General features: G+C 64.2%; 13 protein-coding genes and 1 tRNA gene. 4 read left to right on the top strand and 10 right to left on the bottom strand.

Annotated features, from left to right (window positions below; translation table 11 throughout):
• Positions 1 to 54 precede the first annotated feature (54 nt).
• A complete protein-coding gene (locus tag RR928_RS14440) occupies positions 55 to 1956 on the top strand; it encodes a bifunctional metallophosphatase/5'-nucleotidase (RefSeq protein WP_332683065.1) in 1902 nt (633 codons plus the stop codon).
• 95 nt (positions 1957 to 2051) lie between these two features.
• The gene (locus RR928_RS14435; RefSeq protein ID WP_332538414.1) at positions 2052 to 3389 is read left to right on the top strand and encodes a PQQ-dependent sugar dehydrogenase; all 1338 of its coding nucleotides are present in this window, start codon (positions 2052 to 2054) and stop codon (positions 3387 to 3389) included.
• Positions 3390 to 3395: 6 nt separating this feature from the next.
• On the opposite strand, the gene RR928_RS14430 is transcribed toward RR928_RS14435, so the two are convergent.
• Both RR928_RS14430 and RR928_RS14425 read right to left on the bottom strand, forming a co-directional pair.
• Positions 3396 to 4640, bottom strand: a complete 1245-nt coding sequence (locus RR928_RS14430; RefSeq protein ID WP_332538413.1) for a YeeE/YedE family protein — start codon at positions 4638 to 4640, stop codon at positions 3396 to 3398.
• 74 nt (positions 4641 to 4714) lie between these two features.
• On the bottom strand, positions 4715 to 5680 hold the full coding sequence (locus RR928_RS14425) for a sulfurtransferase (RefSeq protein WP_332683063.1): 966 nt from the start codon (positions 5678 to 5680) through the stop codon (positions 4715 to 4717).
• Positions 5681 to 5917: 237 nt separating this feature from the next.
• On the opposite strand from RR928_RS14425, the gene RR928_RS14420 reads away from it, so the two are divergent.
• A tRNA-His gene (locus RR928_RS14420) sits at positions 5918 to 5993 on the top strand.
• Positions 5994 to 6306: 313 nt separating this feature from the next.
• Positions 6307 to 7392: a GGDEF domain-containing protein gene (locus RR928_RS14415; RefSeq protein WP_332538411.1), complete on the top strand. Its 1086-nt coding sequence runs from the start codon at positions 6307 to 6309 to the stop codon at positions 7390 to 7392.
• A gap of 31 nt (positions 7393 to 7423) precedes the next feature.
• On the opposite strand, the gene RR928_RS14410 is transcribed toward RR928_RS14415, so the two are convergent.
• From RR928_RS14410 to RR928_RS14375, 8 genes are read right to left on the bottom strand one after another with little or no spacing between them, the layout of a single operon-like run.
• On the bottom strand, positions 7424 to 8689 hold the full coding sequence (locus RR928_RS14410; RefSeq protein WP_332538410.1) for a glycosyltransferase: 1266 nt from the start codon (positions 8687 to 8689) through the stop codon (positions 7424 to 7426).
• A 48-nt stretch (positions 8690 to 8737) separates the two neighbouring features.
• Positions 8738 to 10171: a sigma-54 dependent transcriptional regulator gene (locus tag RR928_RS14405; RefSeq protein WP_332538409.1), complete on the bottom strand. Its 1434-nt coding sequence runs from the start codon at positions 10169 to 10171 to the stop codon at positions 8738 to 8740.
• A 42-nt stretch (positions 10172 to 10213) separates the two neighbouring features.
• Entirely contained in the window at positions 10214 to 12079 is a 1866-nt protein-coding gene (locus tag RR928_RS14400) for a TadE/TadG family type IV pilus assembly protein (protein WP_332683060.1), read from the bottom strand.
• A gap of 24 nt (positions 12080 to 12103) precedes the next feature.
• Positions 12104 to 12577 carry a TadE/TadG family type IV pilus assembly protein gene (locus RR928_RS14395; RefSeq protein WP_332538407.1) on the bottom strand — a complete coding sequence of 158 codons (474 nt, stop codon included), beginning with the start codon at positions 12575 to 12577 and terminating at the stop codon, positions 12104 to 12106.
• 20 nt (positions 12578 to 12597) lie between these two features.
• Positions 12598 to 13137, bottom strand: a complete 540-nt coding sequence (locus RR928_RS14390; protein WP_332538406.1) for a TadE/TadG family type IV pilus assembly protein — start codon at positions 13135 to 13137, stop codon at positions 12598 to 12600.
• 12 nt (positions 13138 to 13149) lie between these two features.
• Positions 13150 to 13500 carry a DUF3613 domain-containing protein gene (locus RR928_RS14385; RefSeq protein ID WP_332538404.1) on the bottom strand — a complete coding sequence of 117 codons (351 nt, stop codon included), beginning with the start codon at positions 13498 to 13500 and terminating at the stop codon, positions 13150 to 13152.
• 9 nt (positions 13501 to 13509) lie between these two features.
• Complete coding sequence (locus RR928_RS14380) at positions 13510 to 14448, bottom strand: hypothetical protein (protein WP_332683057.1); 939 nt, start codon at positions 14446 to 14448, stop codon at positions 13510 to 13512.
• Positions 14449 to 14451: 3 nt separating this feature from the next.
• Entirely contained in the window at positions 14452 to 15444 is a 993-nt protein-coding gene (locus tag RR928_RS14375; RefSeq protein ID WP_332538402.1) for a type II secretion system F family protein, read from the bottom strand.
• Between the last annotated feature and the right edge of the window lie 123 nt (positions 15445 to 15567).

Here is a 15567-nt window from a genome sequence, read left to right as displayed (position 1 = left end):
AGGGTTTCACGGGCGCAGAACAGTATTTGCGCTTTGCATCCTGAAAGACAGTCCTTGAAACGCGCTCCTTATGCTCTTTCCCTGAGCCTGATTGTGTCCGCCGTGCTGACCGCTTGCGGTGGTGGGGGTGATGGCGGCGGCGACAGCGTCGCCGCGCAACCGATGGATCTGACCATCCTGCACATCAACGACCATCATTCCAATCTCGACAGCAAGAGCAAGACGCTGCAGCTCAAGACCGCGGCGGGTGCGGCCAGCGCCGTGGTCACCGAGGCGGGCGGTTTTCCGCGCGTCACCGCCGCGATCGAGGCGCTCGCGGCCCAGTCGACCAATGTGCTCAAGCTGCACGCGGGCGATGCCCAGACCGGCACGCTTTACTTCAACCGCGCGGGCGCCAGCGGAGAAGCCGACGCGGCGATGATGAACACCGTCTGCTTCGACGCGTTCACGCTGGGCAACCACGAGTTCGACAAGGGCGACACCAGCCTCAAGGGCTTCATCGACCTGCTGCACAAGGGCAGCTGCAAGACGCCGGTGCTCAGCGCCAACGTCAATTTCGGCGCCAACTCCGCACTGCTGCCGGCCAAGGCGCCGGGCTATGTCAACAAATCGGTGGTGCTGCAGCGCAGCGGCCAGTCGATAGGCGTGGTCGGCCTGACCATCGCCGGCAAGACCAAGGCCTCGTCGAGCCCCGACGCCGACACCCTGTTTGAAGACGAGACCCTGGCCGCGCAGCGCGAGATCGATGCGCTGCGCGCCAAGGGCATCAACAAGATCGTGGTCATGAGCCATATCGGCTACGACTACGACAAGGCCGTGATTTCCAGGCTCAGCGGCGTGGACGTGGTGGTGGGCGCGGACTCGCACACCTTGCTGGGCCCCGCAAGCCTCGCCACCTATGGCGTGGGCTCGCCGGCCGGAGCCTATCCCACGCAGCTCAGCAACAAGGACGGCAAGCCGGTCTGTCTGGTCCAGGCCTGGGAGTACAGCCAGGTGGTGGGCGAGCTCCAGGTGACGTTCGATGCCAACGGCGACGTGACGCGCTGCGCGGGCACGCCGCATGTGCTGATCGGCGACAGCTTCAGCGTGGCCGGCAAGCCCGCGAGCGCCGAGCAGAAGGCCAGCATCCTGGCCGACGTCAACGCCAGCGGTTTCCTGCGCGTCACCGCGCCCAGCGCCGCCGCCACGGCCACGCTCAAGCCGTTCAAGGACAAGGTCGATGTGTTCAGCCGCAGCCTGGTAGCGACCGTGCCCGCGGAGCTGTGCTCGCGCCGCGTGCCGGGCGGGGTCGGCAGCGCCGACTACAGCCGCTCCAGCGCGGCCTGCAACGCCCAGGGCGATGTGAGCCTGCGGGGCGGCGACATCCAGCAACTGGTGGCCCAGGCCTATCTGGAAGTCGCCAATGCGAGCTATGGCGGTGCCGACATCTCGCTGCAAAGCGGCGGCGGCGTGCGCGTACCGTTGAACGGCAATGTGACGGCGGCCAACGTGATCGAGGTCCTGCCTTTCGGCAACATGCTGTTCCGTCTCGACGTCACCGGACAGGAAGTCAAGAGCATGCTCGAAGACGGCATGCAGGCGGTCTATGGCGCGGGCGGCACGACAGGCCCTTACCCGTACACCGGCGGCCTGCGCTTCGATGTGAACGCGACGCTGGCGCGCGGCAGCCGCGTGGCCAACATCGAGGTACGCGATGCCAGGACCGGCGTGTGGGGCCTGCTCGACATGGCCAAGACCTACAAGCTGTTCGTGCTGAGCTTCAATGCCACCGGCGGTGATGGCTACACGACCCTGGCGGCCGTGCCTGCCGCGCGCCGCCTCGACATCGGCGTGCTCGATGCCGACGTGTTCCAGGCCTACATCGACAAGCAGCCCAAGGATGCGTCCAGCAATCTGCCGGTGTTGCGCAAGCTTGATACGACGCTTTACAGCACCAAGTCGTACGTTCAGCCCTGACCGGCGCGGGGGCAGGCGCGGCGCAGGCCGTGCCGGCCGGAGCTTGCGGCGCCGGACTACAGGGGGACGCAAAAGCGTCCCCCCATACTTTGCGCATGAACAAGACAACCCCTTCCCAATCTCTGCGCTGGCTGTCGCTGCTGGCCCTGGCCGGCGGCGTCGCCGGCGCCTGGGCACAGCCACTTTCCGCCCCCGGGCTGGGGTCAGACCCGCAACTGCCCGCGCCGGCGAAAAAGGGTTTGCTGCCCACCGTCAACATCGCGCCCGCCGTAGGCTGGAGCGAAGGGCAGATGCCGCAGGCGCCCGAAGGCTTCAAGGTCACCGCGCTGGCCGCGGGCCTGGACCATCCGCGCTGGGTGCATGTGCTGCCCAATGGCGATGTGCTGGTGGCCGAAAGCAACAAGCCCGAGCCCGAGCCGGGTACGAAGAATGTGCATGCCGATGGCCTGCGCGGCAAGGCCATGGGAATGGTGATGAAGCGCGCGGGCGCCGGCCCGGCCAGCGCCAACCGTATCACCCTGCTGCGCGACACCGATGGTGACGGCGTGGCCGAAACGCGCAGCATCTTCCTGCAGAACCTGGTGTCGCCTTACGGCATGGCGCTGGTCGGCAACCAGCTTTACATCGCCAATGCCAACGCCATCGTCAAGGTGCCGTACGAGACCGGCCAGACAAGCATCTCCGCGGCGCCGGTCAAGGTCACCGACCTGCCCGCGGGAGCCAACCATCACTGGACCAAGAACATCCTCGCCAGCGCCGATGGCAGCAAGCTGTATGCGACCGTGGGTTCCAACAGCAATATCGGCGACAACGGCATGGCCGCGGAAGAGGGCCGTGCGGCGATCTGGGAAGTCGATGTGGCCAGCGGCAACAAGCGATTGTTCGCCAGCGGACTGCGCAACCCCAATGGCCTGGGCTGGGAGCCCGAGTCAAAGGCGCTGTGGACGGTGGTCAACGAGCGCGATGAACTGGGCAACGACCTCGTTCCCGACTACCTGACTTCAGTCAAGGACGGCGCGTTCTATGGCTGGCCCTGGAGCTACTGGGGCCAGAACGTGGATAGCCGCGTCAAGCCGGCGAATCCGGAGATGGTGGCCAAGGCGGTCGCACCGGACTTTGGCCTGGGCTCGCATGTCGCCCCGCTGGGTCTGGCGTTCTCCGATGCGCGCATGCCAGCGCCTTATGCGAGCGGCGCGTTCATTGGCCAGCACGGGTCGTGGAACCGCAAGGAACTGGTCGGCTACAACGTGGTCTTCGTGCCGTTTGTGTCGGGCCGCCCGTCAGGGGTGCCGGTGCAGTTTCTCGGCGGCTTCCTGAATGACGAAGGCAAGGCCAGGGGCCGCCCCGTGGGTGTGACCCTCGATGCCAAGGGCGCGCTGCTGGTGGCCGACGATGTCGGCAACACCATCTGGCGCGTCGCGCCGGCGCGGTAAAAGCGCTCAGGCGCTGGCGCGTGCCGCCTGCCAGGCCTGGAATCTGAAGGCCAGCCACAGCGCCGCCAGCATGGCCGCGCCAAACACCCAGGCGCTGAGCGCCCCGGCCATGCCGCCCGACAGCAGGGTGCCTATGGTGCAGCCCAGCCCGGTCATCGCGCCCCAGCCCAGCAGCGTGCCGCCCGCAATGCCGCGCAGCGCGTCGCCGCCCGTGGGCCGGCGCGGCGTGAATTGCCGGCTCGCGAGCGCGGCGACGAAAGCGCCGCCCAGCAGGCCTACGAGCACCAGCGCATTGGGCGTGGCCCAGCTTTCCTGGGGCAGCGTGGCGCAGCCTGCAAAGCCGTCCAGGCCGTTGAGGCGTTCGGGCACCCAGCCCCGGCTCTGCAGCGCGCCGCGCACCTGGCTGCCCAGGGTGGCGGTCACGCCCAGTGGCCGCATGCGCACGATGGTGAACACGCTGATCAGCCCGATCAGTGCACCGCCCAGCGCATAGTTCCAGCGGCCGGTCCACAGCGACCGCCAGAGGCTGCGCAGATCGCGCGCCACGGGTGCGGCCGGGACGCGCGGCTTGCGCGCGTTGCGTTTGACATGGCGCTGCCAGATCCACGCCGCCCACAGACCCAGGCCGCCCAATTGCACGGCCAGCGCGCCGCCATAGCCCAGGTGCTGCGGCAGCCAGACCACAGGTGCATCGGCGACTGCCACGCTGTACAGCGGATTCCAGGTATGAAATCCTATGGCGAACCCCAGTGCCGTGCCCAGCAAGGCAAACGGCGCAACGCTGGAGCCTTCGGCCAACCGATACCAATGGGCGCTGATGCACGAGCCCGAGATCGCCATGCCCGCGCCGAACGCCAGGCCGGCCAGCACCAGCACCCAGCTGACCGGGCCGATGTGCATTTCGGGCGGCAGCTGCCCGGCCTGGGGATTGGCCACCCAGCTGCCCTGCACCACGGTCATGCCGACCAGGCCCACGGCCAGCGCCAGCGCGATCGCAAGAATGCCGCGCGGGTCATCGCGCTGCAGCCAGTCGCGCGCATGGCAGTAAAAGCAAAAGCGCGTGCGCTGCAGCACCACGCCCAGGGCGATGCCGGTTGTCAGGGCGAACACCAGCGTGCGCCCGCCGTTCCATGTCTGTGCCTGGCTGGCGAAAACGCCCAGCAGCACGATCAGGGCGGCCGCCGCCCAGGGCTGCCAGGCGGCATGGCGTTGCGGGGACGACGGCAGGTCGGCATTGCTGGCGGTGGACATCATTGTGTTCCTGTCTGATCGCAAAAATGCCCGCGCAGGCGGGCATCCAAGGGTCAAGAGGCGCGGGCCCGCGATTACTTGGCCGCCCAGACCGTGCCGGCCGGGTTGTTGATCGGCACGCCCACTGCGTTGCCGTATTCGGTCCAGGAGCCGTCGTAGTTCTTCACGTCGTAGCCCAGGATCTTGGAGAGCGCAAACCAGGTGTGGCTGGAGCGCTCGCCGATGCGGCAATAAGTGATCACCGGCTTGCTGCCGTCTATGCCCACGCCGGCGTAGAGCTTGCGCAGCTCTTCCTTGGATTTGAACGTGCCGTCTTCCTGCACCGCCTGGCCCCAGGGCACGTTCACCGCACCGGGAATATGCCCCGCACGGATCGCCAGCTCGGGCACGCCGGCCGGAGCAAAGATCTTGCCCTGGTACTCGTCGCCCGAGCGGATGTCGATCAGCCTGGCCTGCGACTTGCCTTCGGCCACGGCCAGCGCATCGCTCAGCCGCGCGCGCAGGTCCAGGTTGACCTTGCCCACGCGGTAGGTCGTGACCGCGTATTCGGGCGCGCGGTTGTTCAGCGGACGGTTTTCGGCCTCCCATTTCTTGCGCCCGCCATCGAGCAGCTTGACGTTCTTCACGCCGTAGATGTCGAACACCCAGGCGCCCCAGGCCGCAAACCAGTTGTTGGTGTCGCCGTAGAGCACGACGGTGGTGTCGTCCTTCACGCCGGCCCTGGACAGCAGTTTCTCGAAGTCCTGCTTGCCGACGATGTCGCGGCGCAGCTTGTCGTTGAGGTCGTTGTGCCAGGAGAAGTTCACCGCGCCGGGAATATGCGCACGCTCGTAGAGGCCTGGATTGACGCTGACTTCGATCACGCGCACGTCGGGGCGGCTGAGGTTTTGCGCCAGCCATTCGGCCGTGACCAGCGGTCCGGCGCTGCTGGCCGCCGCCGTGTTGGCCAGGGCCGTGCCCGCCAGTGTGGCCAGCAGCACCGTGGCGCCCACTTTGATTGCAAGAGCCCGCGGGCCGCAGGCAGAAACTGTCGTTGTCATGGTGGTCCTTGGGAGTTCGGAAAGGGGATGGAGCTTTCGCGCCAGCTGTTGGATGGGCTTTTGGGCCAGCACTTGCAACTGAATGTAGAAGCACCCATGGGCCTGGACAAGTGAGTTTTTGGAGCATGAATATGCGCTGCTCGCATAGTGGCAGCGAGGCTCGCTCAAGCCCCGATAGGATCGAAGCGCCAGCAATCGATTCAAGGTCGAAAAAACGCGCTATAATTTGAATCTACGGTGGCTGTAGCTCAGTTGGTAGAGTCCAGGATTGTGATTCCTGTTGTCGTGGGTTCGAGCCCCATCAGCCACCCCAGATACAAAATAGATCAAAAGGCCCTTGAATGTTTCAAGGGCCTTTTTTTTCGCGCGATGGATACCTGGCTGCGCCAGCGTTGCCTGGCGATCTGCTGCAGGCCATGTGCTGTGCCAGGCTTTCGACGCCGGTGCGCGCCCAATCCGGGCGGCGGGTGCGGGGACGTTACACTTTGCAATGCCCTGATGGGGTTGTCGCTCGTGCACCGCAAGTCCTTCCACCGTCCACTGTGTCGCCTGACTCCTATTTCGCGCTGATTGTCCCGGCTTGCTCGCTGTTGCTAGGCTTGGCGTTGATCGCCTGCTGGAAAGCCATGCCGGCCATGCGCACGCAGCGCTCGGTGCTGTGGATCGCCTCGGGCTACGTTGTGCTGGCTTTCCCCTTGGGAGCACAAAGTCTGATGACCAATGGGCAGCTGGCTCACTGGGCCGTGCTCACCGGCGCGCTCTACATGGCCGGAGTCTGGGTGATTTCGCACGGCATGGCGCAGCGCTATGGCGGGTCGGCGCATCCCAGGCTGGCCCTGGCGATAGCCGTTGTGGCGCTGGCGCTGCTGTTCTATTTCTCGCAGGTCTCGGATCAGCTGTGGCTGCGCATCGTGATCCTGAACGTCGCCATGCTTTTGCTACGGGCGCTGCCGGTGCGCAGCATTTTCCGGGCGCCCGCTTTCAAAAGCGGCGTGGAGCGCATTCTGTGGGCCTGCTATCTGGCCTTGCTGGTCAACGCGGTGGTGCGCACCGGCGTGGTCATGTATTTGCTGCCGGTGCAAAGCGTCGAGGATCTGACGCAGTCGGGCCTGTGGTTGCTGATGCTCGCGGTCAACATGGTGATAGGGCTGGCGTTCATCCTGAGCCTTCTCGCCTGTTCGCTGCGCGAGATTCTCCAGGCCCTGCGCAGCGAGCGCGACCATGATGCCCTGACCTGCTTGCTCAATCGCCGTTCCTTTCTGGAATCCGCGCAAACGCGCCTGCGCAGCCCGCGCTCGTCAGGCTGGGCGCTGCTGGTGTGCGATGTAGACCATTTCAAGCGCGTCAACGACGCCTGGGGGCACGCTGCCGGTGATGAGGTGCTGCAGATCGTGGGCCAGACGCTGCAGCAGCAGGTGCGCCCGGGCGATCTGGTGGCGCGCTTCGGCGGCGAGGAATTTGTCGTCTTGCTGCATTGCGCCGATATGGCCATCGCTGCCGGCGTTGCCGAACGCATGCGCCGGCAGCTGGCGCAAACCCATTGCAGCGCCATTGCCGGCGCCGTCACGGCGAGTTTCGGTGTGGCCGGCGTGGGGTCTTGCGACGACCTGCCGCGCGCCCTGGAGCGTGCCGATGCCTTGCTCTACCTGGCGAAGAACGCGGGGCGCAACCGGGTGGCCTGGGATGCCGCGCCCGGGATGACCAGCGTCTGACGGCATCTGCGGCGGGCTGTGTCCCATCGCTTCAGCATGCGCCTTGCGCCCCGGCCAGCAGCGGTGCGCGTCGCTGGGCGAGTGCGCGTTCGAACAATGCCATGAAGCGCGGCGCAATCTTCGAGATGTGGTACTTCTGGCCTGTCTCCTGTGCGGCCCTGGCATAGCGCGCGCGCCTGGCCGGATCGGCGCGCAGCGCGCGTATCGCGGCAATCCATGCGTCGTCGTTGTCTGGCAGCAGCAGTCCGTTGACATCGTTTTGCACCAGCTCGGGAAGAAAGCCCCAGTTGGTGCCGATCACGCAGCCGCCGCGCGCCAGGATTTCCATCAGCCCCCAGTTCGCCACGCCATGGCGCAGCGGATAGAGAAACAGGTCCACCTCGGCCAGCAGCGCAGCGAATTCCGCATAGGGCAGGCGTCCGGGAAACTCAACCACCTCGGCGCCGGGGTAGACCTTGAGCAAATGGTCGCGAAAGCTCGCGACCTTGCCGCCATAGCGGCGCTCCACCCACTGCTGCTCGTAGCCATAGGTTGCGGCCTTGTCGTCGCCTATGGCGATGAAGCGCGTGTTCTGGGCGTCGCCTTCGCGCACCATGCGGTCCACCAGCCGCATATAGGTCTCGAAGCCCTTAGCGCTCGACAGGTCGCGCGCCGAAAATGCCAGCGTGAAACGCCGGCCCGGCACTGTATCGGTCGCAGGGTCGCGCAGCGGCGGCTGGATGTCGAAGCCTTCGAACTGCACCGCGATCCGGTCCTGCAGCAGTGGCGGGAACAGGGAGCGCGCATGGGCGCTGGGCACGATGGTCAGGTCGCTGCACAGCACCTGGTGAAAGTGCAGCATCTCGGTGTTGCGGTCGGCCAGGCGCTGGGCTTCGTCGGGTGGATACATGGGGTCGCAGCCGTGCGCGCGGTAGCTGGGGAATTCGATGTAGCTGACGACGGCTGCATCCAGTTCATCGTAAAGCCAGTTCGGCGCGCCCCACAGCGAGTGCGCGACCACCACGTCGATGCGCCGGCCCTGCGCCTTCTCGAAGTCCTTGAGTGCCTTGAGCACGCCGCGGCAGATGCGCGCCGAGCGCTCGACCTTGCTCGAGTAGTAGTAGCTTTGCGGGCCGACGATGTTGCCATCGGGCTGGAAGGACAGCAGGTGGTCGCAGTCCTTTTCGTGGTTGGCCTTGTGGCCCGGCGTGGTCATGAACCAGCTGTCGGCCATGCCGCTGGCGCGCAGATGGCTGCACAGCAGCGTGTATTGGCTGGGGTAGACGGCGCCGACGAAAACGATCAGAGGTTTTTGCATGGAATAAGGCTTCGCGGAGTCAGGGCAGGGGCAGATACGGCGGCTGCGTCACTTCTCGCTGTCGTCTTCGGCATCCGCAGGGATGCCGACGGCCAGCGGAACTTCGGGCTCACCGTTGCTGATCTGGTACTTGCGCATCTTTTCCCACAGCACCTTGCGGCTGATGCCCAGCTGGTCGGCCGTGGGCTGGCGTTTCCAGTCGTTGGCCCCCAGCGCGGCGATGATGCGGTTGCGCTCTTCCTGGTCCCAGTTGGCGCGACTGGCGGGCAGCGCTTCGCTGGCGCCGGTCTGCAGCGGAAACGTCACGGCCGACAGGCTTTGCGCCTGGCGCAGGATGCGCTCCGTCGCACCGCCCGCGAGCCAGTCGCCGGTCTGGCGCGCGGCGACGCCTATGCGCTCGGTCAGGTTGCGCAGTTCGCGCACATTGCCCGGAAAGTACATCTGCGCGACCGCGTCGAGAATGAAGAATGGCGGCTCGCCCAGCTTGGTCATCATTTCCTCTCCGACCACCTTGTGCAGGATGCTGGAGAAGATGGCGAGCTTGTCGGCTTCGCCGCGCTCTTCGAGGCTGGGCATCTGCAGCTCGATCACCGCGAGTCGAAAGAACAGATCGGCGCGAAAGCGGCCCGCGTGCACCTGTTCGCGCAAAGGCTTGTTGGTTGCGGCCACCAGCCTGAAATCCAGCCGCACCGGCGTGGCCGAGCCCAGCCGCGTGACCGTGCGCTCCTCGAGCACGCGCAGCAGCTTGACCTGCTGGTAGAGCGGCAGATCGGCAATCTCGTCGAGGAACAGCGTGCCGCCGCTGGCCTGCTCGAAAAAGCCCTTGTGCGCGGTCACGGCGCCGGTGAACGAACCCTTCGCATGGCCGAAGAACAGCGATTCGAACAGCCCGTCGGGGATGGCTCCGCAGTTGACGACGACAAACGGCCCCTGGCCGTAATGGGTGTTGCGCACATGCAGGCGTTCGGCGATGCGCTCCTTGCCGGTGCCGGTCTCGCCGCTGATGAGCACGCTGTGCTCGCAATCGGCAAAGGTGTCGGCGTCGTTGAGCAGGCTCAGCATGCACTCGGCGACCGCAATGATGTCGTCGGAGCGCTGGGGCTGGCTGTGCGAACTCTGCAGGCGCTGCAGGATGCGTGCCAGCATCGCGCGCAACTCCGCGCCCGTGAAGTCGAACGGCAGCACATGCGAATACTCGGTCGCATAGCTGCCCGCGGTCGCGCCGCGCAGATTCGAGCTGACCCACAGCACGGGCATGCCGCCGAACGTGCCCTCGACATGGTTGCGGCTGAAACGCGCGCCTTCGAGCATGGACACGCTCACCACCGCAATCGCGTTCTGGCCGGCGGTCGAGGCCGGAGCCATGTTCAGGCCGTCGGCACGCACGACCTCCACGTCCATGCTGAGCATGCAACGCTCCACCCGCTCCGCGATATCGGCTTGGCCTTCCCAGACGTAGATGACCAATTCTCCCTGATTCACTGTGCGGTTCCTTGATGTTGAATGGTTGGTTGATGAATCGATTCAATTCACCAGTTGCGCCGGATTGCAGTCTGTCCAAAGCAGTTCTACATCGGCGTAGCCGATCTGCAGTCCCAATGTTTTCAACAGGGGACCCAGCAAAGAATCAAGCAAGATGAAAATCGGGTTCAGCAATGTGGAAAGCAGGGAAACGACCACGCCGACGATTATGGAAAGACTGTTGACCAGGGCATCAACGATGACCGATAAATAATCGAGATCGATTCCAAGAAGCGTCAGGCCACTCGTGTCCAGTCGAAATTGCAATAGATTATTGCTCAATGCATTTCCGAGCGCAGCGCCCAGTTTTGTTTCCGATCCAACAGTCTTTATCAGATTCTGTTCGGAACGAGGTTTTTCCGTTGAATAACTGAAGTCAAGAGCTGATTTAGGGTTGTCTATGGAAAGATCCAGCTTGGCCATCAATTTCACGGGTGCCGATACAATCGTTAGCCCAAGCAAAGTGACTCTGACATTGATGTCAAGGAGGTTGAAATAATCCTTGGACAAGCCTCCCCACGCAGTAGTGGTGTTGGTCATTGCATCAGGTATTTTTCCAAGGAATATATGTGCTACCCCGGGTTTTGCCAGAATGGTGGTTTTGTGGGTGTTGGCAGCGTAAAAGTGGCACGAAATGCTTTCCAGCTCGCCATCGGCGGAAGCCACCTCCACATAAATCGGAAGATTGATCGCGCTGCTGGACGGCAGCGATGCCTGCAGACGCAGCAGGAACAGGAGGTTGAGATCGAGCAGATTACCCGAGGACGTCAACGCATTGAGGGCTTGTAGATCGATCTTTGTGCGAACCTGACCGGTGTGCGCTCGTGTGATGTATTGCCCGCTGCCATCCTTCCCCGCCGGGCCGGTGGCGATGACGGGCGGTTCTATGATCTTCACCGCCACGGTGGTCTTTGCCAGCACACCCAGATCAAGCGTGGTCTGCAGTGCAGCCGCAGAGTTCGCATTGGCGATCTGCAATGCCGTGGTCAGGACGCTCAGCGCGCTCACATCGGCATTCAGCGCGGAAGAGGGCAGGTTCTGATAGATCCCCAGGTCCACCAGGCCTTTTTGGCTGCCGTCCTTGAGCAGGTTGATGAATGTATTGTTCAGATTCAGCGTTGCGGGAAGCGCAAGCAGATTGCCCAGGGCATTGATGGCAATGTCGGCGGTTGCCTGATCCTGGATGTTTTCCGCCACCTGGATGCTGGCTTGCAAAAGCTGTTCCAGACTGACCGTGGTGTTGAGCAGTTCCGCATAGTTGCCTGCATTGACCTGCAAGGCATTCATCAGTCCCAGAAGATTGACATTGGTGTTTGCAAGACCGGTGTAGTCGGCAAGGCTCAGATTGACGCTGGTGCCAAGCAGCAATGTCAGAAGACTGTTAAGCGCGCCGGCGTTCAACCGTGCAACTCCGGAGCCTATGGAGAAAGAGGCGATCGAATCACTGGCGATGGCCGCGGTGGCCGTGGCGCCAACTGTTCTGTTTCCTGTGAATGGAACCAGCTGCAGGCTCTCGCCGGACAGCGTGACGCGGGCGGCGTTGAATGGGCTGACCGAAACGAAACCTGCCGCTTTTGTCCATTGGCCGCATTCGATCTTGTCGAGAGTGTTTCCTGTGGTCGTAATGCCCAGCGGCCATTGGGCATCTATGCTTTGTTTTCCGGAGTTTTTCGCATCGTTGCAGGTGGTCGCGATCTTGATGGCGTTTGCGGATTCCAGGGCGGCCATATCGGCGATGCGTTGCAAATCGCGCTTTGCATAATACATGTAGCCAATCTGAATCGTACCAAGTATCGCGATGAGAACCAGGACCAGCAGAGCGAATTGAACCAGTATGGAACCATTCTGCAGCGGGGGATTGCGGGACATGTGGTACGTCATGCTGCCTGTCCTTCAAGTCGTGGAAGGGAAGTGGACCACGATGTGATCCTTGATATTCAGGCTGGTCGGCTCTTTCAGAAAACTATTGCTGCCTATGAATGATGGAAGTTGGTAGCTGACGTCGAAGCTGAAACTCTCCGTTCCGGTATTGGAGCATTTCCACAATTTGTTCGAAATGCTGAACTTCTCCGCGGCAAGTCCACTGTACGTCAGTTGACTTTTGATGATGTTTTCGACGCGCGTTTCAATGCTGGCCTTGTTGGCGGCCGCATTGGTCACGACGCAGGGGGCCGTACCTGTGATGACCAGCGTATGTGCGGCCCGCGCACCGTCGCCTGCCGCTCGCGTCAATATCTGGTTGGCCTGAAAATACTGCCACCACACCATAAGGCCCAGAAGCAAAGTCGTCATGAGAATGGCAAGCAGCGCGAATTCAATGGCTGCAACGCCATGCTGTCTGTGGCGCGCCGCGACCGCATTGGCCAAGCGATGGGGCCGTGGAGTTTTCACAGCAACTCCCTGTCCATCAGGATGCTGGCGTTGGCCTGCAGCCTCGAAGGCAAGACCAGCCCGATGCCGGGAAAGGCAGGGGCAATGGCATGGTCCTGATAGTTGTTGATGGCGTAGGAAACCAGAATCATGCAAGGTGCGGCGGTGCTGCAGGGCAGACTGGCATTGAGCACGCTGTCCTGATTGCAGGCCGCATCGCTGACCAGGCATACGGTGAACTTGACGTTGGCGTCGGTAGGTCTGATGGCAGTCGGCAGCCAGTTCAGGCGGTCCTTGACCGCGGCGACGGTCTGCGTTTTCCTGTCGTTCCAGGTGGACGAGTTCGCGCCCACCGGATATCTCAGCGCGGCCCTGGCCCCTTCCTCCACTGCGTACTGCATGGATTCACGCACCAGGAAAGTCAGGCCGTAGCAGATGATTCCGTACAGCAGCATGAAGAATGCCGGAAAGATGAAAGCCCACTCCAGCGCATAGACACCGCGCTGACGCCTTGGCGGGGCGCCGGTTGGCTCGGAAGTGCGTGGCGGCTGCAGCATGGCGTGACGCGCTTACTTCTTCACGATTTCCAAGCCGGAACTGAAGCGCTCGGGAATGGGGTACTCGAAGCTCTTGAGATAGCGCTGGTAGCTGCGGCTGGCCTGATCGCCATCGATGGGGCGGGGGCGCACGCCGGGCGCCGCGCGCTGCAGGTCCCAGAGCTTCTGCGCGGCGCTGCCGATATCTATGCTTCTGACGCGCAAGGGCTGGGGTGGCACATGCTCCTCGGCCGGCGGCGGCGCCTGCACGGCGGCGACGCTGCGGTCGGTCTGGGCATGAACGCCGCTCGCCATTGCCAGGGCCAGGGCCAGCAGCATCCGCGAAAGCTGCAGGCGCGGATGGATGGTGAAATGCAAGGTCATACGGGCTCCTTATCGCGTGGGGGCAGGCGTCGGGCGGCGGTCCGCGGTGAGCGTGGCGGCATCGGCGGCGCGCGGCGCATGTTCGAGCACCACGGTCCTGATGCGCTCGGGCGCTTGCGCCACGGGTGGGGCAAGGCTTTGCGCGGCGGCGGCATTGGTCCTGTCCTGCACCGCCTGCGTGACGGCCGCGAGCTGGGCCTGCAAGGTCTGCAGCGAGGTCTCGTCTATCAGCGGCGCGGCGTTCCTGGCCGGCGGCAGGCGCAGGCGCTGCAGCAGCTGGGTGGCCTGGTCCTGGGCGCCGCTCGCGAGCCAGTAGAGCGCAAGATTGAGCTGTACCCGCGCATTCGCCGGCGCGAGCTGCGCGGCCTGAAGGATGGGCAACGCGGCCGCGGACAGCTGGCCGTCGAGCATATGCGTGTAGGCCAGGTCGCTGAGCAGATCGGCGTCTATGGGGTTGAGCTGGCGCGCGCGCTCGAGTTGTGCAACCGCCTGGGCATAGCGTTTCTGGCCCGCATGCAACAGTCCCAGCCCGCGGTGGGCCCGCGCCTGGGTCGTGCTGTCGGTCTCTCCCAGCAGCGCGCGGTACTCGTTCTCCGCGGGCAATGCCTGACCGGTATTGCGCAGCGCATCGGCGCGCAGCAGGCGCATCTGCACGCTGGCGCCGTACTGGCGCTCAAACGCTTCGGTGTGCGCCAGCGCGGCGTACCACTGGTTGGCCTGCTGCATTTGCGTGATCAGGCCCAGATAGGTTTGCTTGGGGTCGACCTGCGTCATCTGCTCGGCCTTTTCCAGCTGCTGCTGTGCCTGCTGCGCCAGGCTGGCTTCGGTGGCAGCGCCATAGCCTTGCGGCGACTTGGCCGCACAGCCCGCGAGCAGCAGCGCCGCGATCGCGCCGGCGAGCCCGGTGAGCGCGCGTTGCCCAGGCGAAAAGCGTGGCTTGTGGTTCATGGCTTATTTCCCTCCCATCGTGGACAGCGAACGGATGACGGCCGTGAAGCCCGGTCCCGCAGTGATGACGATCAGCGCGGGCAACAGCGTCAGCACCATGACGCCGGTCATCTTGACGGTGATGATTCCAATCTTTTCCTTGAAACCCGCCTGGCGCTTCTCGCGCAGCCGCAGGCTGAATTCCTTCAAAGGGTCCTGCACCGCGCCGCCATGCCGGTCGACCTGCACCAGCAGGTTGACGACGGCGCTCAGGTCATCGTCGGCGCCGATATGGGCCAGGCGCTGCAGCGACTGCTCGCGCGTGCGACCGCTCGCATAGAGCCGGTTGGCCAGGGCGAGTTCGGCGCCGATCACGCGCAGCACGCCGGTAAATTCCGTGGCGAGAATCTGCATGCTCTGGTCAATGCTCAAGCCCACGCCTTGCAGCAGCCGCAGCAGATCGACAAACAGCGGCAGTTCCTCGACCACGCATTGGCGCCGGCGGTTGGCCTTGGAGCGCACCAGCCATTTGGGCAGCATCATTCCAAAACCGAAGCCCAGGAAACCATAGAGCAGCGCGTTGTGGCCCTTGGGCTGCAACAGCATGAGCAGGAGCATGGGCAGGCACAGCGCCAGCACCACGCGGCTGATGACATAGACCAGGCCGCCGCGCGCGATCTCCATGCCGGCCAGCTCCATCAGCTTGCGGTCCTCGTCGGCGAACAGCGCCTTGGACAGACCGGACTGCAGCCAGGCCGGTGGCCTGAGGCTGTTGGCGACCGATTGCGCCATCGCGGCTTCGGCCTTTTCATTGCCGGGTGTCGAAGGCGCAGGGGTTCCGGGCATGAGAAACGGCTGCAGCGCCGCCGCGCTGGCTTCGCGCGCGTGCAGCACCTCGCCGACCAGCGCCGCCGCGCGCGCCGAGCGGCGCAGCTGCCAGACCATCGCCCCGGCGAGCAGCAGCACGGCGAGTGCGGCGAATGCCAGGCTGGCAATCCATAGTTGTTGCGCAGTCATGGCTGCTCCTTGCGCCAGGCGCGCAGCGGTCGTGCAGGGAGATGGGAGGGCCGGTACATGGCGATGGTCCTAGCGCAGCCTTGCGAGGCGGTACAGCAGAAACGAGCCGAAGACCTGCAGCGC

It is taken from the genome of Comamonas sp., from assembly GCF_036666375.1.
GTDB lineage: Bacteria > Pseudomonadota > Gammaproteobacteria > Burkholderiales > Burkholderiaceae_C > Comamonas.
Note: the sequence above shows the minus strand (reverse complement) of the source record. Positions and strands in the feature narration are given on the sequence as shown.

Coding starts and splice junctions, on each gene's coding strand:
- RR928_RS14410 (WP_332538410.1), bottom strand. CDS start 8,689: ATGCAAAAACCTCTGATCGTTTTCGTCGGCGCCGTCTACCCCAGCCAA.
- RR928_RS14400 (WP_332683060.1), bottom strand. CDS start 12,079: ATGTCCCGCAATCCCCCGCTGCAGAATGGTTCCATACTGGTTCAATTC.
- RR928_RS14380 (WP_332683057.1), bottom strand. CDS start 14,448: ATGAACCACAAGCCACGCTTTTCGCCTGGGCAACGCGCGCTCACCGGG.
- RR928_RS14435 (WP_332538414.1), top strand. CDS start 2,052: ATGAACAAGACAACCCCTTCCCAATCTCTGCGCTGGCTGTCGCTGCTG.
- RR928_RS14430 (WP_332538413.1), bottom strand. CDS start 4,640: ATGTCCACCGCCAGCAATGCCGACCTGCCGTCGTCCCCGCAACGCCAT.
- RR928_RS14375 (WP_332538402.1), bottom strand. CDS start 15,444: ATGACTGCGCAACAACTATGGATTGCCAGCCTGGCATTCGCCGCACTC.
- RR928_RS14415 (WP_332538411.1), top strand. CDS start 6,307: ATGCCGGCCATGCGCACGCAGCGCTCGGTGCTGTGGATCGCCTCGGGC.
- RR928_RS14385 (WP_332538404.1), bottom strand. CDS start 13,500: ATGACCTTGCATTTCACCATCCATCCGCGCCTGCAGCTTTCGCGGATG.
- RR928_RS14390 (WP_332538406.1), bottom strand. CDS start 13,137: ATGCTGCAGCCGCCACGCACTTCCGAGCCAACCGGCGCCCCGCCAAGG.
- RR928_RS14425 (WP_332683063.1), bottom strand. CDS start 5,680: ATGACAACGACAGTTTCTGCCTGCGGCCCGCGGGCTCTTGCAATCAAA.